Annotated in this window: 26 protein-coding genes; 16 read left to right on the top strand and 10 right to left on the bottom strand. The window is 61.2% G+C overall.

What is annotated here, in order from left to right; genetic code table 11:
- From ALP8811_RS12740 to ALP8811_RS12730, 3 genes are read right to left on the bottom strand one after another with little or no spacing between them, the layout of a single operon-like run.
- On the bottom strand, positions 1–1,761 hold the full coding sequence (locus ALP8811_RS12740) for a bifunctional molybdopterin-guanine dinucleotide biosynthesis adaptor protein MobB/molybdopterin molybdotransferase MoeA (protein WP_108857642.1): 1,761 nt from the start codon (positions 1,759–1,761) through the stop codon (positions 1–3).
- A complete protein-coding gene (mobA, locus tag ALP8811_RS12735) occupies positions 1,758–2,378 on the bottom strand; it encodes a molybdenum cofactor guanylyltransferase MobA (RefSeq protein ID WP_108857641.1) in 621 nt (206 codons plus the stop codon). Before mobA ends, ALP8811_RS12740 begins: the two co-directional genes overlap by 4 nt.
- Positions 2,375–3,265, bottom strand: coding sequence for a formate dehydrogenase accessory sulfurtransferase FdhD (locus ALP8811_RS12730; RefSeq protein ID WP_108857640.1), 891 nt, complete (start codon positions 3,263–3,265; stop codon positions 2,375–2,377). The genes mobA and ALP8811_RS12730 overlap by 4 nt, the downstream gene beginning before the upstream one ends.
- Positions 3,266–3,312: 47 nt before the next feature.
- Between ALP8811_RS12730 and ALP8811_RS12725 the strand changes: the two genes are divergently transcribed.
- Both ALP8811_RS12725 and ALP8811_RS12720 read left to right on the top strand, forming a co-directional pair.
- A complete protein-coding gene (locus ALP8811_RS12725) occupies positions 3,313–4,023 on the top strand; it encodes an AzlC family ABC transporter permease (RefSeq protein ID WP_108857639.1) in 711 nt (236 codons plus the stop codon).
- Entirely contained in the window at positions 4,023–4,355 is a 333-nt protein-coding gene (locus ALP8811_RS12720; protein ID WP_108858286.1) for an AzlD domain-containing protein, read from the top strand. Before ALP8811_RS12725 ends, ALP8811_RS12720 begins: the two co-directional genes overlap by 1 nt.
- Before the next feature lie 8 nt (positions 4,356–4,363).
- On the opposite strand, the gene ALP8811_RS12715 is transcribed toward ALP8811_RS12720, so the two are convergent.
- From ALP8811_RS12715 to ALP8811_RS12705, 3 genes are all read right to left on the bottom strand, one after another.
- Positions 4,364–4,960 carry a hypothetical protein gene (locus ALP8811_RS12715; protein ID WP_181363768.1) on the bottom strand — a complete coding sequence of 199 codons (597 nt, stop codon included), beginning with the start codon at positions 4,958–4,960 and terminating at the stop codon, positions 4,364–4,366.
- A gap of 38 nt (positions 4,961–4,998) precedes the next feature.
- Positions 4,999–5,133: an aa3-type cytochrome c oxidase subunit IV gene (locus tag ALP8811_RS12710; protein ID WP_108857638.1), complete on the bottom strand. Its 135-nt coding sequence runs from the start codon at positions 5,131–5,133 to the stop codon at positions 4,999–5,001.
- A 95-nt stretch (positions 5,134–5,228) separates the two neighbouring features.
- On the bottom strand, positions 5,229–5,675 hold the full coding sequence (locus ALP8811_RS12705; RefSeq protein ID WP_219928732.1) for a DUF6173 family protein: 447 nt from the start codon (positions 5,673–5,675) through the stop codon (positions 5,229–5,231).
- Between the two features lie 163 nt (positions 5,676–5,838).
- Between ALP8811_RS12705 and ALP8811_RS12700 the strand changes: the two genes are divergently transcribed.
- Positions 5,839–6,786, top strand: coding sequence for an NAD(P)-dependent oxidoreductase (locus ALP8811_RS12700; RefSeq protein WP_108857637.1), 948 nt, complete (start codon positions 5,839–5,841; stop codon positions 6,784–6,786).
- Here ALP8811_RS12700 and ALP8811_RS12695 read toward each other — a convergent pair.
- Both ALP8811_RS12695 and ALP8811_RS12690 read right to left on the bottom strand, forming a co-directional pair.
- Positions 6,783–7,826, bottom strand: a complete 1,044-nt coding sequence (locus tag ALP8811_RS12695) for an MBL fold metallo-hydrolase (RefSeq protein WP_245924659.1) — start codon at positions 7,824–7,826, stop codon at positions 6,783–6,785. The two genes, ALP8811_RS12700 and ALP8811_RS12695, sit on opposite strands and share 4 nt — an antisense overlap.
- Positions 7,823–9,544 (bottom strand): acyl-CoA dehydrogenase family protein, encoded by a 1,722-nt coding sequence (locus ALP8811_RS12690; protein ID WP_108857636.1) that lies wholly within the window; start codon positions 9,542–9,544, stop codon positions 7,823–7,825. Before ALP8811_RS12690 ends, ALP8811_RS12695 begins: the two co-directional genes overlap by 4 nt.
- 94 nt (positions 9,545–9,638) lie before the next feature.
- On the opposite strand from ALP8811_RS12690, the gene ALP8811_RS12685 reads away from it, so the two are divergent.
- Positions 9,639–10,595 (top strand): L-threonylcarbamoyladenylate synthase, encoded by a 957-nt coding sequence (locus ALP8811_RS12685; protein WP_108857635.1) that lies wholly within the window; start codon positions 9,639–9,641, stop codon positions 10,593–10,595.
- Here ALP8811_RS12685 and ALP8811_RS12680 read toward each other — a convergent pair.
- Entirely contained in the window at positions 10,592–11,170 is a 579-nt protein-coding gene (locus ALP8811_RS12680) for a YqgE/AlgH family protein (protein WP_245924658.1), read from the bottom strand. The two genes, ALP8811_RS12685 and ALP8811_RS12680, sit on opposite strands and share 4 nt — an antisense overlap.
- A gap of 103 nt (positions 11,171–11,273) precedes the next feature.
- On the opposite strand from ALP8811_RS12680, the gene ALP8811_RS12675 reads away from it, so the two are divergent.
- The 9 genes from ALP8811_RS12675 to ALP8811_RS12635 all read left to right on the top strand — a co-directional run bounded on the left by ALP8811_RS12675 (position 11,274) and on the right by ALP8811_RS12635 (position 19,338).
- Entirely contained in the window at positions 11,274–12,101 is an 828-nt protein-coding gene (locus tag ALP8811_RS12675) for a protein-disulfide reductase DsbD domain-containing protein (protein ID WP_245924657.1), read from the top strand.
- A gap of 227 nt (positions 12,102–12,328) precedes the next feature.
- Positions 12,329–12,556: a DUF6732 family protein gene (locus ALP8811_RS12670; protein ID WP_108857634.1), complete on the top strand. Its 228-nt coding sequence runs from the start codon at positions 12,329–12,331 to the stop codon at positions 12,554–12,556.
- Between the two features lie 20 nt (positions 12,557–12,576).
- Positions 12,577–13,785 carry a sirohydrochlorin chelatase gene (locus ALP8811_RS12665; RefSeq protein ID WP_108858281.1) on the top strand — a complete coding sequence of 403 codons (1,209 nt, stop codon included), beginning with the start codon at positions 12,577–12,579 and terminating at the stop codon, positions 13,783–13,785.
- Complete coding sequence (locus ALP8811_RS12660) at positions 13,782–14,438, top strand: precorrin-8X methylmutase (protein ID WP_108857633.1); 657 nt, start codon at positions 13,782–13,784, stop codon at positions 14,436–14,438. The genes ALP8811_RS12665 and ALP8811_RS12660 overlap by 4 nt, the downstream gene beginning before the upstream one ends.
- Positions 14,435–15,634, top strand: a complete 1,200-nt coding sequence (gene cbiE / locus ALP8811_RS12655; RefSeq protein ID WP_108857632.1) for a precorrin-6y C5,15-methyltransferase (decarboxylating) subunit CbiE — start codon at positions 14,435–14,437, stop codon at positions 15,632–15,634. Before ALP8811_RS12660 ends, cbiE begins: the two co-directional genes overlap by 4 nt.
- Positions 15,631–16,332 carry a precorrin-2 C(20)-methyltransferase gene (cobI, locus tag ALP8811_RS12650; RefSeq protein ID WP_108857631.1) on the top strand — a complete coding sequence of 234 codons (702 nt, stop codon included), beginning with the start codon at positions 15,631–15,633 and terminating at the stop codon, positions 16,330–16,332. The genes cbiE and cobI overlap by 4 nt, the downstream gene beginning before the upstream one ends.
- Complete coding sequence (gene cobJ, locus ALP8811_RS12645; RefSeq protein ID WP_108857630.1) at positions 16,323–18,122, top strand: precorrin-3B C(17)-methyltransferase; 1,800 nt, start codon at positions 16,323–16,325, stop codon at positions 18,120–18,122. Before cobI ends, cobJ begins: the two co-directional genes overlap by 10 nt.
- Complete coding sequence (gene cobM / locus ALP8811_RS12640) at positions 18,119–18,910, top strand: precorrin-4 C(11)-methyltransferase (protein ID WP_108857629.1); 792 nt, start codon at positions 18,119–18,121, stop codon at positions 18,908–18,910. The genes cobJ and cobM overlap by 4 nt, the downstream gene beginning before the upstream one ends.
- A 77-nt stretch (positions 18,911–18,987) precedes the next feature.
- Positions 18,988–19,338, top strand: a complete 351-nt coding sequence (locus ALP8811_RS12635; protein WP_108857628.1) for a hypothetical protein — start codon at positions 18,988–18,990, stop codon at positions 19,336–19,338.
- 58 nt (positions 19,339–19,396) lie between these two features.
- On the opposite strand, the gene ALP8811_RS12630 is transcribed toward ALP8811_RS12635, so the two are convergent.
- Complete coding sequence (locus tag ALP8811_RS12630) at positions 19,397–20,569, bottom strand: MalY/PatB family protein (protein ID WP_108857627.1); 1,173 nt, start codon at positions 20,567–20,569, stop codon at positions 19,397–19,399.
- Positions 20,570–20,669: 100 nt separating this feature from the next.
- Between ALP8811_RS12630 and def (ALP8811_RS12625) the strand changes: the two genes are divergently transcribed.
- Genes def (ALP8811_RS12625) through fmt form a run of 3 tightly spaced genes read left to right on the top strand, consistent with a single transcriptional unit; the run spans position 20,670 to position 22,581 of the window.
- Positions 20,670–21,191 (top strand): peptide deformylase, encoded by a 522-nt coding sequence (gene def, locus ALP8811_RS12625; RefSeq protein WP_108857626.1) that lies wholly within the window; start codon positions 20,670–20,672, stop codon positions 21,189–21,191.
- Entirely contained in the window at positions 21,188–21,685 is a 498-nt protein-coding gene (def, locus tag ALP8811_RS12620) for a peptide deformylase (protein ID WP_108857625.1), read from the top strand. The genes def (ALP8811_RS12625) and def (ALP8811_RS12620) overlap by 4 nt, the downstream gene beginning before the upstream one ends.
- Positions 21,682–22,581: a methionyl-tRNA formyltransferase gene (gene fmt / locus ALP8811_RS12615; RefSeq protein ID WP_108857624.1), complete on the top strand. Its 900-nt coding sequence runs from the start codon at positions 21,682–21,684 to the stop codon at positions 22,579–22,581. Before def (ALP8811_RS12620) ends, fmt begins: the two co-directional genes overlap by 4 nt.
- Positions 22,582–22,610 lie beyond the last annotated feature (29 nt).

Genomic DNA, 22,610 nt, shown 5'->3' with positions numbered 1-22,610 from the left:
TTAGGTAATTCCAAGGCTATCGTAGGACAGGAAACGAACCGGTGTGCCGGGAGCGATGTCCATCGCCCCGTCCGGCAGTTCGACCAACCCTGTCGCCCATGACAGGCCCGAGATGCGGCCCGAGCCTTCGGACTTGAAAGCCTCCACCCGACCGTCTTCGTTCAGCCGCGCGCGCAGGTATTCGCGGCGGCCTGCTTTCTTGGATTTCGTGAAGGCGGCTGGAAGCATTGTACCGGCTGATGCCAGCCACGGACCGCCCGCGAGCACTGAAAAGGCCGGGCGCGCGAAGATCAACGTGGTGACAAGGGCCGCGACAGGGTTGCCGGGCAAGCCAAAGACGGGCGTGCCGTTCCACTGCGCCAACGCCAGAGGTCGCCCCGGTTTGATCGCGATGCGCCAGTGGTGCAACGATCCGGTTTCCTTCAGCAGAGCCGAAACGTGATCTTCATCCCCCGCAGACGCACCACCTGAGGTCAGGATAACGTCTGCCTGTGTTGCGGCTGTGTCAAAGGCAGCGCGCAGGGCGTCGCGGTCGTCGGCCACATGGCCCAGATCGATGGGCGTGTATCCCCAGCCCTCGGCCAGCGACAGAAGCATCGGGCGGTTGGCATCATAGGTGCGGGCGGTGTCGGTGGTAGTTCCGGGCTCGGCCAGTTCATCGCCGGTGGACAGGACGCCGACACGCAGCGGCTTGAAGGCTTGGACATCAGGCAGGCCCAGTGCGGACAAGAGCGCGACATCGGGTGCGCGCATCTTGTGGCCCGCAGGCAAGGCCAGCTTGCCGGCCTCGACGTCTTCTCCGGCGGCGCGGGCATTGGCGCCCGGTTTGACGCCCGCGGGGAAGCGCAGGGTTTGCCCGTCGACTTGGACGTCCTCTTGCAACACCACCGTGTCCACGCCGTCGGGCAGAAGTGCGCCGGTCAGGATGCGGATGGCGTGACCCATCGGGACGGTGCCAGTGAAGGGGCCCCCGGCAGCGGCGCGTTCAGCCATCAGTGGCATCTCAGTCACATCACCAGCGGGCAATCCGGCATAAGCGAAGGCGTATCCATCGACGGCAGAGTTCGCGCCGGGCGGGTTGGAGCGGGCTGCCATATGGTCGGCGGCCAGGATGCGGCCACGGGAGTTCGCGGTCGGTACGGTTTCGGTCCCAACCACGGGGGACAGGCGGTCGCGGAGCGTGTCCAGTGCCTCGTCCACGGGGGTCCAGTGGACGCCGGGCGGCAGGGCGAAGCAGTCGTTTTTCAATCCCTTCGGCTTGCGCGGCGCAAGGCCCGTAACATCCGCGATGAACGCGGCAATGGCGGCGGTGTCGTCCAGATCGAAGACGGGCAGGTCCAGATCGGGCAGGGCTTCATTGCTGGCCACGGCGCGGATCGTGTCATTGCTTGGGGCCAACAGGTCTTCGCCCGTTTCTACACGGTGCGCTTCGATCTTGGGATGCGATGCTCCCTTGAAACCTTCTACCAGCACAAGGTCACACGGGGTCAGGCCCGCGATCAGCTCGGCCAGACGCGGTGCGGGGTCGTCGCGAAGCTCGTGCAGGGTGGTGATGCGGGCGGAGGACGCCAGCACGACCTCTTGCGCACCCGCGACGCGGTGGCGGTGGGTGTCGGTGCCGGGCTTTTCCAGATCCACGCCGTGATGGGTGTGTTTCAGGGTCGAAACGCGCAACCCCTGTGCGGTGAAATGTGCGATCAGCCGCTCCATCAACCCGGTTTTGCCCGAGTTCTTCCAGCCGGTGACACCGAAGATTTTCATGGGGCGGTCTCCAAAAACTGTTCGGCCTGGGCAAGGTCTTCTGGGGTGTTCACGTTGAAAAACGGATCGAAAGGAGTGGGCGCGAAGCTGGCGACGGCAGCACCGTGCTTGTCGGTCCAGAGGACGACTTTTCGCAGGCCGTCTTCTAGGGCTGCACGTAGGTCATCACGCAGCGCGACCGGCCAAAGGCCAAAGGTGGGTTGGCGCATGGCCCCGCGTTGCGGATCCAGCGTGGCGGCCAAAGCAATGTCAGTGCCGTCGCGCTGCGCAGCAATCAGAAGCCGATCCACAAGGTCGCGCGGGAAAAACGGCGTGTCGGCAGCGGCGGATACGACATGGGTCGCGCCCTGTTCAGAAGCCCAATCCAGCCCGGCCAAGACGCCTGCCAAGGGACCCGCATAGCCGTCGATGCTGTCGGGCAGAACGGGCAGGCCGGTGTCGGCAAAACGCACGGGGTCTCCGTTCGCGTTCAAGGCCATGCCGTCGACCTGAGGGGCCAGTCGGTCGATCACGTGGGACAAAAGTGTGCTGTCGCCCAAGGGAAGGCGCCCTTTGTCTCCACCGCCCATACGGGTGGCAAGACCACCGGCCAGAATGATGCCAAGGGGACGGGTCATGTGTCGGCCCCTTTGCGGCGGTGTTTGCTGTCTTCTCGGGTTACATGGGCTGGGTCCACATCGCGGATCAGACGCTCTTCCCCGGCCAGACAGGTGAATCGTTGACCGCGCATCCGACCGATCAGGGTCAAGCCGATCTCGTTCGCGATCTCGACGCCCCACGCGGTAAAGCCCGAGCGCGAGACCAGTGCTGGGATGCCCATCTGCGCGGTTTTGATCACCATCTCAGACGTCAGTCGCCCGGTGGTGTAGAGGATCTTGTCTGCGCCCGAGACACCCTGATCCAGCATCCAGCCCGCCACTTTGTCGACGGCATTGTGGCGGCCGACGTCCTCCATATAGACCAGCGGGCGGTCACCTTCGCACAGCACGGTTCCATGGATTGCACCAGCTTCAAGGTATAGCGAGGGCGTGCGGTTGATCTTCTGCGACAGCGCGTAAAGCCACGAGGTTTTCACGGGGGTTGAGGGCAAGGTCAGCCCTTCAAGACCCTCCATCATGTCGCCAAACACTGTGCCCACGGCACAACCCGAGGTGCGGGTCTTGCGGGAGAGTTTGTCTTCATAATCCGTTTCAGTCGCCGTGCGCACGACGACCGTTTCGATGTCGTCATCATAGTCGACGCCGATGATCTGGTCGTCCTCGGACAGCATCCCCTGATTGCGCAGAAATCCCAGCGCCAGATATTCGGGATAGTCGCCGATGGTCATGGCGGTCACGATCTCGCGCCGGTTCAGGAAAATGGTCAAAGGACGTTCTTCCACCACGTTGATGGTCACCGGTGCGCCGGTTTCGTCATGACCTGCGACAGCGCGCGTCAAACGCGCCGCGCCGGGATCGGGGGCGATCAGATAATCGGATAGATGTAATTCGGTGGACAATTGCAACTCCTGCGCGGACGCCGTAAGCGTTAGGGGTAATCTAGGAATTCCCAATGACGACGTCCAACCCGAAACGACAATTCCTGCGCGGAACGCGCGATGCGCTACCGTTTCTTCTGGTTGTCGTCCCTTTTGCGGCGCTTTTCGGAGTCGTCGCCACCGAAGCGGGCCTGAATCTGGCCGAGACGATGGGCTTTTCCGTCATGGTGATCGCTGGGGCTGCTCAGTTCACAGCGGTGCAACTGATGACGGAAAACGCACCCACGTTGATCGTGATCCTGACCGCGTTGGCGGTGAACTTGCGTATGGCAATGTATAGCGCGTCTTTGACGCCGTATCTGGGAAGTGCACCCATATGGCAGCGCGCATTGGTGGCCTATATGATGGTGGATCAGGCCTATGCTCTGTCTCAGATCAAGTTCGAGATGGAACGAGATCTGACGGTATCCGAACGCTTTGCCTATTACATGGGCACGGTCGTTCCGCTGGTGCCGTTTTGGTACGGGGCATCTTATCTAGGTGCCGTCGCAGGTGCGCAGATCCCCCCTGAATTCGCGTTGGACTTTGCGCTTCCGATTACCTTTCTGGCGATGATCGCTCCGGCGTTGCGCAGCATTGCGCATATCGCATCTGCCGGTACGTCTGTGGCGTTGGCGCTGCTCATGGCGTGGATGCCATATGGCTCGGGACTGTTGGTGGCTGCGATCGGCGCAATGATCGTTGGCGCTCAGATCGAGCTTTACATGGAGCGGAGAGCAGCGTGATTGAAGACCTGAACCATACCACCGTCTGGTTTGTTATCTTCGTGATGGCGATTGGCAGCTTTTTGATCCGCTTCAGCTTTTTGGGTCTGATCGGGGATCGCCCGATGCCCGAATGGGTGCTGCGCCATCTGCGCTATACACCCGTCGCAGTGCTGCCCGGGCTTGTGGCCCCGCTGGTCTTTTGGCCCGACGCGACAGGGGGAAACCCCGACCCGGCGCGATTGGGGGCTGCTCTTGTGACCTTGGCTGTGGGGTATTTCAGCAAAAACGTTCTGGCCGCGATCCTGTCAGGAGCCGCCACGCTTTACGGGTTGCTGTATCTGCTTGGATGACGCGCGGGTCAGATGCCCTGCGTTCTGATCTCACCACCCTTATGCGGATCGGTGTCGCTGAAGCTTTGCGTGCGGACTCCGGGAAGCTCTCCGAATCCGTCCATGATCTTTTTCGGATAGTAGCTTTGCGGAATAGACTCGAAGCCCGGAAGGCTGCGCAGGATGGCGCTGACTGACTGGCCGCAATGTGCCTTGGGCACCGCGCCATATTGCTCGACCGCGCGCTTGGCCATCTCAGCCACCTGCGGCGACACGGTAATGTCCTGGCGCACCACGTCATAGGTGATGCGGGCGTGGTAATCGATATAGAAGTCAACCGCCCGATCGGTCATGCCGTAAATCACGTCATGGCGTTCGGGCAGCTTGGGATGGTTGAAAGTGCCGGCCGGATCAAAGATCAGGCGCTGTGATCCGTTGATCAAAAGCGCCGAATGCGCCCCGGCACCAGAGCCCGTGGACACCACAGTAAACAAGGTGATGGTCGGAGGGGCGTCATGTCGATAAACGGCATCCGCCACGGTCTGATCGCTGGCCCAGATGTTGTCTGCGCCACCGCATCCGGCAAGCGAGACGATCAACGACAGCACTGCAAGCAATCGTACCATAGGATCCTCGAACCTGAACTGTGACGGGGGTGCCGGAGTTACGCGCCGACGATGGCCAAGAAGACCAAAATGGCCAGAATAGCGATAACCGACCATTTGGTTGCAGCGACAAAGCCCGCATAGGTCTTTTCCTGCGCGCCGGTATCCATGGTGCCATGTACGTGATCAGCCATAGTTCAATTCCTGTTCTAAGTTTGCGTTTTGCACCGAATAACGGATTTCCGGGCCTCTGTCACGGCCCGGATTCCATTCATAATGCAGTTTGCATTTAATCTTCTTCCAGCTGGGCGGCCAAACGAAAGCCGATGCGGTTCGGTTCGGCGCTTTCGACCTGTTTAGGCAGGGCGCGCAGCATCACCGACAATTGGCTGACATGCTGTACCAATTGGGTTTTTGTGCCTTCACCATCTGATCCGTAATAGGTGATGATGTCTGGGTCGAAAAAGCCGATCCCCTCGATCCGCAACACACCCGCATCGCCTCCGGCAAAGCCCATGGCGACCTCGTGTTCGTTGTCCAACTGCTCTTCGAAGTTTTTGATATAGAGAATCAGGCGCTCATAGGCCCATTCCGCGGGGCTTTTTTCCTCGACCGGTGTCTTGGCGACCTTTGCGGGCAGTGGTTGGTCTTCAACCACCACAGGCCCGGATTCGCTGCAATCAACAGTATGCGAACGGGGTTGGCGGGCTTTAGGTTTGGGGGTGTCGTCGGACATAAGGCACCGTTTTCTCGAATTACACTTCGGCAAGATTGGCACAGCCAAGCCCCGGCGTCACGTCACGATATAATGATCCAGCCAAATCTTGGGGAATGTCGGTTTCAGGACAGAAAGGCGCGACTTCCGCTGAAAGCCTGACCGAAAGTCAGGGAGAATGTGTATGAAAATCGGATTTGTGGGGCTTGGCAATGTCGGTGGAAAACTGGCGGGCAGTCTGTTGCGCAATGGTAAGGATTTGACGGTCTTGGATCTGAATCCGGAACTTGTCGAAGATTTTGTATCGCGTGGAGCTGAAGCCGCAGACAGCCCAGCAGCCCTGATGCGGGACTGTGACGTGGTGATCACCTGCCTTCCCTCGCCCGCCGCGTGCAACGCCGTTGTCAGCGAGATGCTGGACGAGGTCTGCGAGGGCAAGATCTGGCTTGAGATGTCCACCACCGACGAGGCCGAGGTAAAGCGGTTGGGCTCTGAGGTCATTGCGCGTGGCGGTGCGGCGGTGGATTGCCCGGTTTCGGGCGGGTGCCATCGGGCGGATACGGGCAATATCTCGATCTTTGCGGGCTGTGATCGGGCGACGTTTGAACGCGTTCTGCCCATTCTGACCGTGCTGGGGCGGCGCGTGTTGCATACGGGCGAACTGGGATCGGCCTCGGTCTTGAAGGTGATGACCAACTATCTGGCGACCGCCAACCTGCTGACCTGCTGCGAAGCCTTGGTGACGATGAAAGCTGCGGGCTTGGATCTGGCCACAACTTATGAGGCCATCAAGATTTCGTCCGGCACATCCTTTGTGCACGAGACTGAAAGCCAGGTTATCCTGAACGGATCGCGTGACATTTCCTTCACTATGGACCTTGTGAAAAAGGACATTGGACTGTTTCAGGACATCGCGGATCGGGCCAATGTCCCGCTGGAAATCTCGCCCTTGATGATCGAGATTTTCAAGGACGGGATTGCGCGCTTTGGCGAGCGGGCGCAGTCAGACGACATCATTCGTCGGCTCGAGGAAGCCACCGGGTTGGACATCACCGCGCCCGGCTTCCCAGCCGAGATGACGGATGATGAACCCGAAGAGCCGGGATACGAGGTGGTGCCAGCGCGCGGTTAGATTGCGCGCCACACCCACGCGCCATCCTCGCGCATTGTGCGGGTGGCGCGGCCTTCGTGCAGAAGGTGGTTCAGATGGCCGACGGCCTCGACCAGCGCCAGCCCGTATTCACCGCCCTTGATTTCGCGTTTAAACAGTGGCGGGAAACATTCGCCAGCGGTGTGAGGCTCTGACAGGAACTCTTCCAGTCGACGCAAAGCGCTGTGGTGGTTGTCAATCAACTGGCGCATCCGCGTGGGCAGGCCTGTGAAGGGCAGCTTATGGCCGGGCAGGACCAGTTGGTTGGGGGTCGCGTATTGCCTCAGCCGCTCGTTCGCTTCCAGCCAGTCGCCCACAGGGTCGGCATCGGGCTCGGTGGCATAGACGCCAAGGTTCGGGCTGATTGTCGCCAAAAGCTGATCGCCGCCGATCACCAGTTCTCCATCCGTCGACCAGAGCGTCGCGTGTTCTGGCGCGTGACCATTGCCAATCCGTACGTCCCAATCGCGGCCGCCAAAGCGAATGCGGCTGCCTTCCTTGATGCGTTTGAAGCCAAGGGGCATGTCGGCGACGATGTCGGCATAGTTGAAGGGGCGTTCGGTCAGGCGTTTCTCGTAAACCTCGCGATCCATCCCCGCCGCGCGCCAATAGGCGAGCGTCTCGTCCACGGGTTCTATTTGCTCGTCCAGCAGCAACATCCGGGCGAACAGCCAAGCTGTGCGGGTCGTCACAAGCTCTGCGCCATGATCGCGCTGGAACCAGCCCGCCAGCCCGACGTGGTCGGGGTGATGATGCGTAACGATCACGCGCACCACGGGTTTGCCGCCCATAGGTCCGGCCAGAAGCTTTTCCCAAATGCGGCGCGTCTTCCCGGTGTCAAAACCAGTGTCGACGATGGTCCAGCCCTCGGGATCTTCAAACGCGAAGACGTTCACATGATCCAGCGCCATTGGCAGCGGAAGTCGCGCCCAAAGCACACCTTTTGCAACCTCGATGGCCTCGCCTTCAGCCGGAGCGTCAGGAAAGGGAAAGTCCAGCTTTCCGGTCGATACGTCGCTCACGATGCCAGATCTTCGGGGCTGAGTGCATAGAGGCCAGCAGCCCCGGCACGGGCCTGGGCAAACTGTGCAGTATGTTCGGGCAGCAGGCGGTTGATGTGGAAGCGGGCCAGTTCGGTGCGCGGGCCTTTGCCGCCTTCCGCAATCGCCGCTTTCAGATGCATATGCGCGCCCAGCACGCGGGCAAAGCCCATCAGGAACGGCACGGCACCGGCGAAACGGTCCTGCATGTCGCCCTGTTCAACCATCCATTCGACAGTTTCGCGCAGGTCTTCGGCAGCCGACCAGACGGCTTCGGACATGTTGGGGAACATGGCGCGGGCACTTTCGGCCTGTGCTTCGATCTCTTCCAGCAGGCGGAAGGCAGCGTCGCCACCATCCATCATCTTGCGGCCAACAAGGTCCATGGCCTGAATGCCGTTGGTGCCTTCGTAGATCGCGGTCACGCGCACATCGCGGCAATACTGCGCGGCGCCTGTTTCTTCGATGAAGCCCATGCCGCCATGGACCTGCACGCCCAGATGGCTGACCAGAATGCCGGTCTCGGTGCCATATGCTTTCACGATCGGGGTCAGTAGCGCCGCACGGGCTTTCCAGCTTTCGTCACCCGTTGCGGTGGCCATGTCGATGGCCTTGGACAGCGACAGCGCCATGGCACGTGCCGCGAACAGCTCGCAGCGCATTTGGGTCAGCATCCGGCGCACATCGGCAAAATCAACGATCATGCCGGTGCCATCTTCACCCAGCGGGGTGCGGCCCTGCTTGCGCTCCAATGCGTATTCCAGCGCTTTCTGATACGCGCCTTCACCGGCACCCAGACCCTGCACGCCCACACCCAGACGGGCGTTGTTCATCATGGTGAACATGGCGGCCATGCCTTTGTGCGGCTCGCCGATCATCCAGCCTTTTGCGCCCTCGAAGGACATCACAGCCGTCGGGCTGCCGTGCAGACCCATTTTGTGCTCAAGGCTAACCACACGTAGGTCGTTCTTTTCGCCCGGGTTGCCATCAGCATCGGGAATGAATTTCGGCACAAGGAACAGCGAGATGCCTTTGGTGCCAGCTGCACCATCGGGCAGGCGTGCCAGAACAAGGTGGCAGACGTTTTCGGTGATGTCGTTGTCACCCCAGCTGATGAAGATCTTCTGGCCCGAGACCGCATAGGTGCCGTCGCCATTGTCACTTGCTTTCGAGCTCAGCGCGCCCACGTCCGACCCGGCCTGGGCCTCGGTCAGGTTCATGGTGCCCGCCCATTCGCCCGAAATCAGCTTGGGCAGATAAAGCGCCTTCAACTCGTCCGTGGCATGATGTTCCAGCGCTTCGATCTGGCCTTGGGTCATCAGCGGGCAAAGCTGCAAAGACAGGTTCGCGGCCGACATCATGTCATTCACAGCCGTTTGCAGCGTCAGGGGCAGGCCCATGCCGCCATATTCGGGATCTGCGGCCATACCGATCCAGCCACCTTCGGCAATCGCGGCATAACTGTCAGCAAAACCGGGCGAGGTGCGCACAACACCGTTTTCTAGAACCGCCGGGGTCAAGTCGCCGTCACGATGCGATGGCGCCAGCTTGTCTTCGCACATCTTGCCGGCTTCGGTCAGAACAGCGGTCGCCATGTCGCCGGCGGCTTCGGCGAAAAGCTCGGTTTCGGCGATGTCGCTATAGCCGATGATATGATCGAACAGGAATTGAAAGTCATCAGTTGTGGCGCGATAAGTCATGTTCGATCCTTGGCTTCATGGGCATTGACCCTTAACAGGGCTTTGATGATCCCTTACCGAAGGTCATTTGAAGGGCAAAGGAAAACGCAGCGTCATGGCCGAGCGCGAATTGAAAACCGAGCATTTGCAGGACGACGCAGGGGGAATTTCCCGCGCGGCAGATCTGTTGCGCTCGGGGGCTTTGGTGTCCTTCCCGACCGAGACTGTCTATGGCCTTGGAGCGAACGCGACGGATGATCGGGCAGTTGCACGGATATTCGAAGCCAAGGGCCGACCGCATTTTAATCCTTTGATCGTGCATTTGCCCTCGGTCGATGCGGTGGCAGAATATGCCGAGCTGTCTGGCGTCGCGCGTGATCTGGCGCTGGCGTTCTGGCCGGGGCCGCTGACACTCGTCTTACCGCTGAAGCCGGATGGACCTTTGTCTGCACTGGTGTCTGCTGGGTTGCCCACGGTGGCAATCCGCGTGCCCGCGCATCCGCTGGCGCAACAGCTTTTGGAGGCTGCTGGCGTACCCGTCGCCGCACCATCGGCCAATCCCTCGGGACGGATCAGCCCCTCGACCGCGCAGCATGTGCTGGACGGGTTGTCGGGCCGGATCGAAGCCGTGCTGGACGGCGGTCCCTGTGGTGTCGGGCTGGAAAGCACCATTGTCGGGCTGGATCCTGAACCTACATTGCTGCGCCCCGGAGGTCTGCCGGTCGAAGCGCTCGAGGCTGCATTGGGCGGCCCTATGGCCACGCGCGGTCAGGATGCGGCGATCAACGCGCCGGGTCAGTTGACCTCGCACTATGCGCCGAATGCACGGATGCGGCTGAATGCGGACACTGTTGCCCCCGGCGAACGTCTTTTGGGCTTCGGAGCGGTCGAGGCCACGCTGAACTTGTCGCCGTCTGGTGATCTGGTCGAAGCCGCGGCGAACCTGTTTGGCTATCTGCATAAGCTGGATGCTGACGGGGAGGCGCCGATTGCGGTGTCACCCATTCCGGATCATGGGCTTGGTCGCGCGATCAATGATCGATTGCGCCGTGCGGCGGCTCCGCGCGATTAAGCGTGGCCACCCTCGGCTGACAAAAGCAGTGGATCCACGCCAAGTTTGGCCAGCGCAGCAGTCCATTTGCTGTCATCATCGGCAGCAAAGACAATCGCTTTCTCGGCGTCGCAGGTCAGCCACGCGTTTTGCTGAATCTCGTCTTCGATCTGCCCCGGTGACCATCCGGCATAACCCAATGCGGCCAACGCCTCTTCCGGGCCTTCGCCATGGGCCATCGCTTCAAGAATGTCGCGGGTGGCAGTCATCGAGAACACTTCATCCACGCGCAAGGTCGAATCGTCGTTGTTGTATTCGCCCGAGTGCAGAACAAACCCACGTCCACCCTCCACCGGCCCACCGAAAAACACTTTGCCCGCCTTGGTGATCGAGCTTGCGTCTATATCCAGCTGTGCCAGCACATCGCCCAATGACAGCTCGGCTGACGGCTTGTTCACGATCAGACCCATCGCGCCTTCCGGAGAATGGGCGCACATGAAAACCACGGATTTTTCGAACCGCGGATCCCCCATGCCTGGCATGGCAATCAACAGCTTACCGCTGAGGTTCATTTCGGTGTTATTCGTGTCGCTCATACTTAATAGAAAAGCGGTCTGACCGACGCATTGCAAGGGCTGGTCACAACTTATCCGGAATTTGTGATTTTACATGTGCGATTTGCCGCTTATGTATTTGGGCATGAAGATGAAACACGCCTTCCTTGCCGTCTGCCTTGGGGCCATGTCGCTGGTGTCTCCGGCATCGGCTCAATCGGACCTCCCGCCGTCGCTCGAGGATGTGGCGCAGATCGACGTTCTGCCGGGATGGCGCGACGCGTCTGGCAACCATATGGCGGCGCTTCGGGTGCGGCTGGCGGATGGGTGGAAAACCTATTGGCGCAGCCCCGGAGAGGCCGGTATCCCCCCAAGTCTTGACTGGCGCGGATCGGGCAATCTGACGGGTGTGACCTTCCATTGGCCTGTGCCCGAGGTGTTCGAGACGTCCGGGATGCAGACCATTGGCTATTCGCAGGAACTGGTTCTGCCGATGAGCCTGACGCCCAGCCAAGCGGGTGAACCCATTACCTTGACCGGCAAGGTGAACCTTGGGGTGTGCAAGGATGTGTGCATGCCGATGGACGCCGAGATCTCGGTCACGCTGCCCGTCGAGGCCACCAAAGCCGCACGGCCGATCAAGCGGGCGCTGAAGGCGCGTCCCGACACGGCTGCCGAGGCCGGACTGCGCAAAGCCATCTGTCAGGTCGAGCCGATCGCGGATGGGCTGCGTCTGACCGCGACAATCGACATGCCACGCGTTGGTCGGGGCGAGGTCGTGGTGGTGGAAACCGCAGACCCGTCACTGTGGGTGAACACCTTGTCGACACAGCGCAACGGCAGGGTTTTGACCACCGTGGCCGAGCTTGTTCCGACCTCGGGAAAACCGTTCTTGCTGAACCGTTCGGATGTGCGCCTGACCGTTCTGGCGGCCGGGCGTGGCGTGGACATTCGCGGCTGCACGGGCGGCTAGCGCCCCCTTGATCCGTAAAACCTGCCCCTGAATGTCGCCAATCGGCCCTTCCGTGCCGTCTTTCCCATTGCGCCCATCCCATACGCTTTCTATAGAAAACCCAACGAAGCCCATAGGGCCAGAGAGGTTGGCTGTTGACGATCGACCCAGATAGGGGATCAGACGCAGCGTCGTAGAACGAAAGAGGCAACCTCTTTGCGCCCGCTTTATGCGTGAAAGGATGCCGCATGACCCGTTTTGCTCTTGTAGTTCTTGGCCTTCTGGCCGGTCCGGCCATTGCCCACCCCAGTCATATCGGAGACGTCGCAGGACACGACCATATCGGGGCAATCATCCTGATTGGTCTGGCAGCTGGCATTGGCCTTTGGGCGGCACTGAAGGGCCAAAAGGGGAAAGATGCTGACGCTGAAGAGCTTGAGGCAGAAGGCGTAAACGAAGAGCCGCAGGAGGCGTGAACGTGTCGAAAATTGGTGTGATGATCTGCGGGCATGGCTCGCGTAGCCAGGATGCCGTGGACCAGTTCGCGGTCCTAGCGGAAAAGCTTCCGGCGTATTTCCCGGACGACTGGATGACCGACTATGGCTATCTGGAGTTTGCCAACCCGGTTATCCGCGACGGTCTGGACCGACTGCGCGAAGCTGGCTGTGACCGCATTCTGGCCGTACCCGGCATGCTGTTCGCCGCGATGCACACCAAGAACGACATCCCAACGGTTCTGAATTCCTATGCTGAAAAGCATGGGATCGACGTGACCTATGGGCGCGAGCTGGGCGTGGATCCCAAGATGATCGCCGCCGCGGGTGCACGCATTCAGGAAGCTGTCGAAGCTGCTAACGCCGAAAAGGGCGAGGTGCCGCTGGAAGAAACCTGCCTAGTTGTGATTGGACGAGGTGCGTCCGACCCCGATGCCAACGGCAACGTCGCCAAAGTGGCGCGTCTGTTGCAAGAAGGCATGGGCTTTGGCTGGCTGGAAGTGGGCTATTCCGGCGTGACATTCCCTCTGGTGGAACCCTGCCTGAACCACGTGACCAAGCTGGGCTATAAGCGCGTCATCGTGTTCCCGTATTTCCTGTTCAGCGGCATCTTGATCGACCGGATCTATGGCTTCACTGATAAGGTGGCTGCCGAAAACCCGGACATTCATTTTGTCAAAGCGGGCTATCTGAACGATCACCCGAAAGTCCTGGAAACCTTCGCCGAGCGCGTGACCGAGCAGCTGGGCGACGTGCGTCCGCCAAACTGTGGCACTTGTGGCTATCGCACGCAGGTTCTGGCGATGGATGGCGGTGAAGAGAAAACCATTTCGGTCGAGGATCGCGAGAAGCACCCCGCTTTCGCAGATGTCCCGCCGCCCACTTGCGTGATGTGCAAATACCGCGTGGAAGTTCTGGGCTTTGAAGCCGAGGTCGGCGCCGTTCAGGAAAGCCACCACCACCACGTCGAAGGGCAGGGGGCATCCGCGCCCGGCTCGAACGTGGCGGATTGCAAACTGTGTGACACCTTCTGCACAGGCGAATGCCGTCTGCACATGGGGCACCACCACCACGATCACAGCCATGACCACGGCCACGATCACGATCATGGGCACCACCATCATCACCATGATCATGACCACGATCATGTGCACGCGGAATACCCCCATGCGAAACACCCGCATGGCCCGGAATCGGCGCGCTCGAAATGAGCACGGGCCGACCTCCTCTGCGCTATGAACGCGACCCAATGGCGATCTATGCCGAAAGCTTCGCGACCCTGCGCCGCGAAGCACGGTTGGAGCGGTTCCCCGGTGGCATGGCTGCCCTTGCCACCCGCGTGATCCACGCCTGCGGCATGGTCGAGGTTGCGGATCGTCTGGCGTTCTCGGAAAACGCCTATCAGGTCGGACATGCAGCGTTGAAATCCGGCGCACCCGTCTTTTGCGACTGCGAGATGGTGGGCGCGGGGATCATCCGCCGCTATCTGCCTGCCGAGAACGAGGTGATCGTCACCCTGAACGACCCCCGCACGTCCCCGCTGGCGAAAGAGATCGGCAACACACGGTCTGCCGCTGCGGTCGAGCTGTGGGCGGACAAGCTGGACGGCGCAGTGGTCGCCGTTGGCAATGCGCCCACCGCGCTTTTTCACCTGCTCGAACTGATCGACGCGGGCGGGCCGAAACCAGCGGTGATCCTCGGCTTCCCAGTGGGCTTCGTGGGGGCTGCCGAAAGCAAAGCGGAACTGGCAAACAACCCGCGCGGCTGCGAGTTCGTCGCCCTTCGCGGACGGCGTGGTGGCTCGGCCATTGCCTCGGCCGCTGTGAACGCTTTGGCAGCGGGGCTACCGGAGGAAAACGCATGACCCAACCTTGGCTGCATATCATTGGCATCGGCGAAGACGGTGTGGACGGGCTGGCCCCGGCAACCCGCGCGGTTCTGGATGCGGCCGAGGTCATCGTGGGCGGGAAGCGCCATCACGAGATGCTGGACACGCAGGCTGAACGCCTTGCGTGGCCCTCGCCCTTTGACAACTTGATCTCGGAACTGGAAACCCGGCGCGGCAAGCGTGTGGCGGTTCTGGCGACGGGGGATCCATTGTGGTTCTCGGTCGGGGCCAAAATTGGCCGTCATTTCGATGCGTCCCAGATTGTTTTCCATCCGCAAGTCGGCGCGTTCCAACTGGCCGCGGCCCGGATGGGGTGGTCGATGGCGGACCTTGAAACGCTGACTGTACATGGCCGCCCGGTCGAGCAGATGATTGCCTTCATCCAGCCCGACGCGCGGCTTTTGGTGCTGACCACCGGGGCCGAGACCCCCGGCCAGATCGCGACTTTCCTGACCGAGCGTGGCTTTGGCAAATCCCCTATGACTGTGCTGGCACATATGGGTGGCGACAAAGAAGCGCGCTTTGACGGGCTGGCGGAAAGCTGGGACCATGAAGTGCCAGAATTCAACACGCTGGCGGTGGACTGTGTTGCCGCGCCCGACGCCGCGCTTCTGCCGCGCGTGCCGGGTCTGGCGGACGAGCTGTTCCAATCCGACGGCACCATGACCAAGCAAGAGGTCCGGGCGATCACTTTGGCAAAACTTATGCCGATGCGCGGCGCTTTGCTGTGGGATATTGGGACCGGCTGTGGCTCGGTCGCCGTCGAATGGATGCGTGGCGCGCGCTATGCCCGCGCTATTGGGATCGAACCCAAGCCTGAACGCCGCGCTATGGCGGCTGCGAATGCGCTGGCGCTGGGCGTGCCGCGTCTGGAGCTTGTCGACGGCATGGTCCCTGCTGCGCTCGACGGGTTGGACGCCCCCGATGCTGTTTTCATTGGCGGTGGTCTGACCGAAGAAACCTTCGACGCCGCATGGGCCGCCCTGCGCCCGCTGGGTCGATTGGTCGCCAACGCGGTCACCATCGAAAGCGAAATGTGCCTGACCGCGCTGCACAAGAAACACGGCGGCCAGTTGGTGAAACTGTCCGTGGAACGCGCTGAAGCGCTGGGGTCGCTGTCCGGCTGGAAGCCGCTGCGCCCTGTCACCCAATGGAGCCTGATCAAAAGATGAACGGAACCCTCTATGGGATCGGCCTTGGCCCGGGAGACCCCGAGCTGATGACGCTGAAGGCTGCGCGCCTGATCGCGGCGGCCAAGGTCGTGGCCTATCCGGCGCTGGAGCGGGGCGACAGCTTTGCGCGTTCAATCGCCGCCGACCTAATTTCGGAAGACGCGGACGAGATCCGCATCCCCGTTCCGATGAGCGTCGAACGTGCCCCGGCGCAAGCCGCATATGACGCAGGTGCCGCGCAGATTGCCGAACGTTTGGCCGCTGGCGACGATGTCGTGGTGCTGTGCGAGGGCGACCCGTTCTTCTATGGCTCGTTCATGTATCTCTTTGCCCGCCTGTCTGATCGCTTCGACTGCGATATCATCCCCGGCGTGACCTCGATCACCACGGTGGCGGCACGTGCGCAGAAGCCTTTGGTCGCGCGTAACGAACGCCTGACTGTGCTGCCCGGCCCGCTGGACGAGGTCGAGCTTCGGTCGCGTATCGAAGGCGCAGAGTCGGTGGCGATCATGAAAGTCGGTCGCCACCTGCCCAAGATCCGCAGCGTGATTGACGACCTTGGCCTGACCGCGAAAGCCACCTATGTGGAACGCGCCAGCCTGCCGGAAGAAGTCGTGCTGCCCCTGTCCGAGGCCCCTGAAAAGGCCCCCTATTTCTCGATGATCCTGCTTGCGAAAGGAACCGACCCATGGCTGTAACGCCTGTTGTAATTTGCCTGAACTCTTCGGGTGAAGCTCTGGCCCATAAGGTCGCTGCCCTGTTGGGCGCGCAGGTCCATGGCCGCGAGGGCCGTGTGGAGAAGGCCGATGCGTTCTTCCCCAACGCGCTGGATCACGTGCGGATGTTGTTCGCTGCGGGCACGCCGATCGTTGGTGTTTGTGCTGCGGGCATCCTGATCCGCGCCGTGGCTCCGATCCTTGCCAACAAACTGGCCGAGCCTCCCGTTGTTGCCGTGGCCGATGATGGATCCGCTGTGCTGCCGCTTCTGGGCGGACATCGCGGGGCGAACCGTCTGGCCACGCAGATCGCATCCGGAATCAACGCCACCGCTGCCGTGACCACGGCCGGTGATGTGTCGATGGGCGTGGCTCTGGATGAGCCGCCCGTGGGCTATCGGCTGGCAAATCAGAGCGACGCCAAAGAAGCGATGGCAGAATTGCTGTCGGGCGCGGGCGTGTCCATCGCTGGCGAGAACATCTTTGAGATCGAAGACGCAGGCGGCTCGGTCGAGTTGGTCGTGTCGGAAGCACCGGTCGAGACCGGCCCAACCCGTCTGGCTTACCACCCGCAGCGTTTCGCGCTGGGCGTCGGCTGTGCGCGCAATGCGGACCCGGAAGAGCTGTGGCAGAACGTGTCCGAACAACTGGCCGCTGCGAACATCGCACCCGAGGCCATCGCTTGTGTGACCTCTCTGGACCTGAAAGCGGACGAGCGCGCAATGAATGATCTGGCGCGTCGTCTGGACGTGCCGTTCCGCGTGTTCACGGCGGAGGAACTGGAAGCCGAAACCGGGCGTCTGGCGAACCCTTCGGACGTCGTGTTCGAGGAAGTTGGCTGTCATGGCGTGTCCGAAGGCGCGGCGCTGGCCGTCGCTGGTCCTGACGCCGAACTGGTGGTCGAGAAGGTCAAAACCGCCAACACCACTTGCGCCATCGCGCGTGCACCCGAGCCCATTACCGAGATGCGCGGTCGCACCCGTGGCAAGCTGTCCATCGTGTCGATCGGGCCGGGCCAACACACATGGCGCACGCCGGAAGCCAGCCACCTTCTGCAAGAGGCAGAAGAGCTGGTTGGCTATGGCCTCTATATCGATCTGATCGGCCCGCTGGCCGCTGGCAAAACGCGATCCGACTTCCCGCTGGGCGGCGAGGAAGATCGCTGCCGCTATGCGCTGGAACAGGCGGGCAAGGGCAAGAACGTCGCGCTGGTTTGTTCGGGCGACGCGGGCATCTATGCGATGGGCGCGTTGGTCTATGAACTTCTGGACCGCACAACCGAAGAAAAAGGCGTGACCGATGCAGCGCGTCGGGTCGAGGTTGTGTCCACACCCGGTGTGTCCGCGCTGCAGGGTGCAGCCGCCCGTGCAGGCGCGCCGTTGGGCCACGACTTCTGCGCCATTTCTCTGTCGGACCTGCTGACCCACCGCGAGGATATCGTGAAGCGTCTGCATGCCGCCGCTGAGGGTGACTTTGTGATCGCCTTCTACAACCCGGTGTCGATGAAACGCCGCACCCTGTTGGCCGAGGCGCGCGACATCCTGCTGAAGCACCGCCCGGCGGATACGCCCGTCATGCTGGCCTCGAACCTGGGCCGTCCGACCGAGAACATCCGCTATCGCCGTCTGGACGAATTGCAGGTGGATGAAGTCGACATGCTGACCGTGGTGCTGGTGGGCTCGTCGAACTCTCGCCTTGCTCAACTGGGAGAAGGCCCCCGTATGTTTACCCCGCGCGGCTATGCCCGTCGCATTGATGGAGATCTGTCATGACCGTCTATTTCATTGGTGCCGGCCCCGGCGATCCCGAACTTCTGACCCTGAAAGCGCAGCGCATCATCGGTGAGTGTCCGGTGTGCCTCTACGCGGGGTCTCTGGTCCCGCCGCAGGTTGTTTCCTGTGCCCCTGACGATGCGAAAGTCATGGACACCGCTGCAATGACGCTGGACGACACGCATGCCGAAATCAAAGCCGCCCATGCGCGCGGCGAAGACGTGGCCCGTGTGCATTCCGGAGACCCGTCTCTTTACGGTGCGATTGCTGAACAAATTCGCCGTTTGAATGCGGACGGCATCGACTATCAGGTCATCCCCGGCGTGCCTGCCTATGCGGCTGCGGCTGCGGCTTTGGGACAGGAACTGACCATCCCCGAGATTGCGCAGTCCATCGTGCTGACGCGGATGTCGATGCAGTCGACCTCGATGCCCGAAGGGGAAACGCTGGAAAACTTCGCCAAGACCGGCGCAACGCTGGCCATTCACCTTGCTGTACGCAACATGCGCGAGATCGAACGCGTGCTGACCCCGTACTATGGCGAGGATTGCCCGGTGGTCGTCGCCTATCGCGTCGGCTGGCCGGACGAGATGTTCATCCGCGGCACGATCAAGGACATCCGCAAGAAAGTCCGCGCCGAAAAGATCACCCGCACCGCGTTGATTCTGGTCGGTCCCGCGCTGGATCGCGGCCGGGATTTCAAGGATTCGGCACTGTATGATCCCGAGAAGCCCCACGTGCTGCGCCCAGTGGTAGGGGTCAATCTGGTGGAAGACCACAACACCTGAACAAGAACGCATTGTTCTTAACTGGTTAACTTGACGCCAACCATTTCCCTGCCATGATGTTGGCAGGGAGGGGACCCATGCTTGAATTTCTGCCAAAAGAGGTGCGCGAGGGGCTGGAAGCCGCGCGCAAAAAAGACCTTAAGAAGAAAAGCCGCCTACGCATTCTTGTGAATGAAGAGGTGTTTCCAGTGCTGAAGTTCTGGGAGACGGGATTCGCGCTGGATGCCGAACGCGCTCCGCATTTGCGCGGGCTTGTGGACCTCTATGACGGGTCGCGGCATTTGTATCAGTGCCTGATCATTGCCTCGGAAGAGGAAGACGGTCAGATGAAATACGAATTCAAGCGCAAGGCCGAAGCACATGATCAAGTGCCGCTTGATTTTGCCCGCGAAGAAAACGCGCCGGTTGCGCTGATCGAGGGCAAGTGAAGCCTGAATGATCCCTGCGCGATGTTGTTTCGCACCGCGCAGACTTTAGTTCCTGAGTTTACTGCAGATCGGCGAAGGCACGTTGCATGCGGTCGATGGCCTCTTCGACCCGTGCGCCTTGCGTGGCCAGATTGAAGCGTTGGAACCCTTCTCCGCCGATGCCGAAGGACGGACCCGGGCTGACGGCGATTTTGGCGTCGTCACGGATGCGGGTGATGACCTCGTCATCGGTCATGCCAGTTCCCGAGAAATCGACCCATGCCAGATAAGTCGCCTCGAGTGGCATGGAGTTCAGGCCGGGGATGGCGTTGATCGCCTCGTCGAACATTTTGCGGTTGCGATCCAGATGCTGGATCTGGGCGTCCGCCCATTCCGCACCCTCGGGCGAGTACGCTGCTGTGATCATCGACACGGCCAACATGCCGGGCGCATAGTCCATCTGATACAACTTCGCGCGCATGGCGTTGCGCAGATCATTGTCAGGGATGATCATGTTGCCAGTGCGCTGGCCCGCAATATTGAAGGTCTTCGAAGCAGCGGTCAGCGTGACCAGACGCGAAAGCGATTCTGGTGCGGCAACGGCAGTCGGAACGAATTTGTAATCCGGATAGACCAGATCCTGATGGATCTCGTCCGAGATTAGCATCAGGTCGTTCTTCTCAGCAAACGCAGCGACCGCCTTCAGCTCGGCTTCGTTCCAGACCCGGCCCGACGGGTTCTGCGGCGAGCACCACAGGATCATCTTCTCGTTTCCAGTTAGGCGCGACTGTGCGTCCTCCAGATCCAGCTCATAGCGATCGCCCACACGCTTCAAGGGGCATTCGACCACCTTGCGGCCGTTCTTGCCGATCTTCAGGGCGAACTCGTGGTAGACGGGGGTGAAGATCACAACGCCATCGCCGGGCTCGGTCCATGTCTGCAGGCACAGAGCAATCGCGTTGCCAAGACCTTGGCTGGACAGAACCCAATCCGGGTTCACTTCCCAATTGTGACGGGTGCGCATCCACCACGCGACGGCCTCTTTGTAGGCGTCATATTCCCACGAATAACCGAAGACGCCATGCTCGACAGCTTTGCGGGCCGCTTCGATCACGCAGGGCGCGGTTTCATAGTCGCTGTCCGCTGTCCACATCGCCAGCCCGTCTTCCTGCGATACGCCAAACAGCTGCTCCATCTTGTCCCATTTTGAGGAGTGCGTGCCGCGGCGCTCGGTCATCTTGTCGAAATTCATGGTGTCTCCTTCGGGATGGCGTTTGGGGCAAGTTAGCGGCTTTGGCGGTAGGCGCAAGCCAGCCATTGCACCAACGAAGCGCATGGCCTAAATGCAGCATATGACCATTATACCGATCCTTATCCACCCCGACCCGCGCCTGAAAAAGGTGGCCGACGCCGTGCCGGACCTGTCCGATGACTTGCGGACGTTGGCCGACGACATGCTGGAAACAATGTATGACGCGCCGGGCATTGGTTTGGCAGCGCCGCAAATCGGCATTTTGAAGCGTCTGATCGTTCTGGATTGCGTGCGCGACGAAGACGCGCCGCACGAGCCGCTGGTCATGTTCAACCCCGAAGTCCTTCAATCCTCGGACGAGTTGAACGTCTATGAGGAAGGCTGCCTGTCGATCCCGGATCAGTTCGCAGAAGTCACCCGCCCGAAAGAAGTTCGTGTGCAGTGGCTGGACCGCGACGGCAACCTGCAAGAGCGTGATTTCGATGGGCTGTGGGCGACTTGTGTGCAGCACGAGATTGACCACCTGAACGGCAAGCTGTTCATTGATTATCTGAAGCCGCTGAAGCGCCAGATGATAACCCGCAAGATGCAAAAGCTGAAGCGAGAGCTGGCCCGGTCGTGACCCATCGCCCGTATGTGAAATACCCGCATAAATGCCTGCGCACGGTGGCCGATCCGGTCGAGGCCGTGACGGACGATACTCGCGCCATCTGGGACGAGATGATTTTTGCGATGGACTCGATGCCCGGTGTTGGGCTGGCGGCGCCTCAGCTTGGGATCATGCTGCGCTTGGCTGTCGTAGATGCATCCGATGAACGCGGACAGGCAGTGCGCATGGCGAATCCGGAAATCCTGCACGCCTCGACCCAGTATCGCGAGCATGAAGAAGCCAGTCCGAACCTGCCCGGCGTTTCCGCTGTGATCAGCCGTCCGCGCGCGGTGACCGTACGCTTTCTGAACGAAGCGGGCGAGGTCGAGGAACGGGATTTTGTGAACATCTGGGCCACATCCGTGCAGCATCAGATTGATCACCTAAACGGCAAAGTGTTCGTTGATCACCTGTCGAAGGTGAAGCGCGACATGCTGGTGAAAAAGGCAAGGAAACTGGCGCGATGAGACTGGTCTTCATGGGCTCGCCCGACTTTTCCGTTCCGGTGCTTGAGGCTCTGGTCGAGGCCGGGCATGATATTGCTGCCGTCTATTGCCAGCCGCCCCGCCCAGCGGGTCGTGGGAAGAAAGACCGTCCCGGCCCGGTCCATGCGCGGGCTTTGGAGCTGGGGCTCGAGGTTCGTCACCCGGTGTCCCTGAAGGGCGCGGACGAGCAAGCCGCTTTTGCTGATCTGAACGCCGATACCGCTGTCGTGGTGGCCTATGGTCTGATCCTGCCGCAAGCGGTTCTGGATGCGCCGGTACATGGCTGCCTGAACATCCAAGCCTCGCTTCTGCCGCGCTGGCGTGGAGCCGCGCCGATCCATCGCGCGATCATGGCGGGCGACGCCGAGACAGGCATTTGCATAATGCAGATGGAGGCCGGTCTGGACACTGGCCCCGTTCTGCTGCGCGAAGCCACGCCCATCGGCGCCGAAGAAACCACCGCGCTTCTGCATGACCGTCTGGCGGCCATGGGATCACGCATGATCGTTGACGCTCTGGCGCGATTGGATGATCTGACCCCCGAGGTGCAGCCTGAAGATGGCGTGACCTATGCCAGCAAGATCGACAAGGCCGAAGCGCGGGTGGATTGGACACGCCCAGCCGTCGAAGTGGATCGCCTGATCCGTGGCTTGTCCCCGTTTCCCGGCGCGAAGTGCGATGTGGCCGGCGAACAGGTGAAGCTTCTGGCATCGCGTCTGGCTGGCGGGCAGGGTACTCCGGGGCAGGTGTTGGATGGGCTGACGATTGCTTGCGGCGATGGTGCGGTCGAGGTGCTGCGCGCCCAGCGTCCCGGCAAACGCGCGATGGAGGCCGAAGACTTCCTGCGCGGTTTTGACATGCCCGGTCACGTCGGTTGAGCCTTTCAATCCGCACACTCTGACCCCAT

Origin of the sequence: Aliiroseovarius pelagivivens, from assembly GCF_900302485.1 — a bacterium.
GTDB lineage: Bacteria > Pseudomonadota > Alphaproteobacteria > Rhodobacterales > Rhodobacteraceae > Aliiroseovarius > Aliiroseovarius pelagivivens.
The sequence above is the reverse complement of the archived record's forward strand: the minus strand, read 5'-3'. Positions and strand labels throughout refer to the sequence as shown.

What these genes read in the sequence shown, in the direction of transcription:
- ALP8811_RS12740 (WP_108857642.1), bottom strand. Translation starts at nt 1,761, where the DNA reads ATGAAAATCTTCGGTGTCACCGGCTGGAAGAACTCGGGCAAAACCGGG.
- mobA (WP_108857641.1), bottom strand. Translation starts at nt 2,378, where the DNA reads ATGACCCGTCCCCTTGGCATCATTCTGGCCGGTGGTCTTGCCACCCGT.
- ALP8811_RS12725 (WP_108857639.1), top strand. Translation starts at nt 3,313, where the DNA reads ATGACGACGTCCAACCCGAAACGACAATTCCTGCGCGGAACGCGCGAT.
- ALP8811_RS12715 (WP_181363768.1), bottom strand. Translation starts at nt 4,960, where the DNA reads ATGGTACGATTGCTTGCAGTGCTGTCGTTGATCGTCTCGCTTGCCGGA.
- ALP8811_RS12710 (WP_108857638.1), bottom strand. Translation starts at nt 5,133, where the DNA reads ATGGCTGATCACGTACATGGCACCATGGATACCGGCGCGCAGGAAAAG.
- ALP8811_RS12705 (WP_219928732.1), bottom strand. Translation starts at nt 5,675, where the DNA reads ATGTCCGACGACACCCCCAAACCTAAAGCCCGCCAACCCCGTTCGCAT.
- ALP8811_RS12700 (WP_108857637.1), top strand. Translation starts at nt 5,839, where the DNA reads ATGAAAATCGGATTTGTGGGGCTTGGCAATGTCGGTGGAAAACTGGCG.
- ALP8811_RS12690 (WP_108857636.1), bottom strand. Translation starts at nt 9,544, where the DNA reads ATGACTTATCGCGCCACAACTGATGACTTTCAATTCCTGTTCGATCAT.
- ALP8811_RS12685 (WP_108857635.1), top strand. Translation starts at nt 9,639, where the DNA reads ATGGCCGAGCGCGAATTGAAAACCGAGCATTTGCAGGACGACGCAGGG.
- ALP8811_RS12680 (WP_245924658.1), bottom strand. Translation starts at nt 11,170, where the DNA reads ATGAGCGACACGAATAACACCGAAATGAACCTCAGCGGTAAGCTGTTG.
- ALP8811_RS12675 (WP_245924657.1), top strand. Translation starts at nt 11,274, where the DNA reads ATGAAGATGAAACACGCCTTCCTTGCCGTCTGCCTTGGGGCCATGTCG.
- ALP8811_RS12670 (WP_108857634.1), top strand. Translation starts at nt 12,329, where the DNA reads ATGACCCGTTTTGCTCTTGTAGTTCTTGGCCTTCTGGCCGGTCCGGCC.
- ALP8811_RS12665 (WP_108858281.1), top strand. Translation starts at nt 12,577, where the DNA reads ATGATCTGCGGGCATGGCTCGCGTAGCCAGGATGCCGTGGACCAGTTC.
- ALP8811_RS12660 (WP_108857633.1), top strand. Translation starts at nt 13,782, where the DNA reads ATGAGCACGGGCCGACCTCCTCTGCGCTATGAACGCGACCCAATGGCG.
- cbiE (WP_108857632.1), top strand. Translation starts at nt 14,435, where the DNA reads ATGACCCAACCTTGGCTGCATATCATTGGCATCGGCGAAGACGGTGTG.
- cobI (WP_108857631.1), top strand. Translation starts at nt 15,631, where the DNA reads ATGAACGGAACCCTCTATGGGATCGGCCTTGGCCCGGGAGACCCCGAG.
- cobJ (WP_108857630.1), top strand. Translation starts at nt 16,323, where the DNA reads ATGGCTGTAACGCCTGTTGTAATTTGCCTGAACTCTTCGGGTGAAGCT.
- cobM (WP_108857629.1), top strand. Translation starts at nt 18,119, where the DNA reads ATGACCGTCTATTTCATTGGTGCCGGCCCCGGCGATCCCGAACTTCTG.
- ALP8811_RS12635 (WP_108857628.1), top strand. Translation starts at nt 18,988, where the DNA reads ATGCTTGAATTTCTGCCAAAAGAGGTGCGCGAGGGGCTGGAAGCCGCG.
- ALP8811_RS12630 (WP_108857627.1), bottom strand. Translation starts at nt 20,569, where the DNA reads ATGAATTTCGACAAGATGACCGAGCGCCGCGGCACGCACTCCTCAAAA.
- def (WP_108857626.1), top strand. Translation starts at nt 20,670, where the DNA reads ATGACCATTATACCGATCCTTATCCACCCCGACCCGCGCCTGAAAAAG.
- fmt (WP_108857624.1), top strand. Translation starts at nt 21,682, where the DNA reads ATGAGACTGGTCTTCATGGGCTCGCCCGACTTTTCCGTTCCGGTGCTT.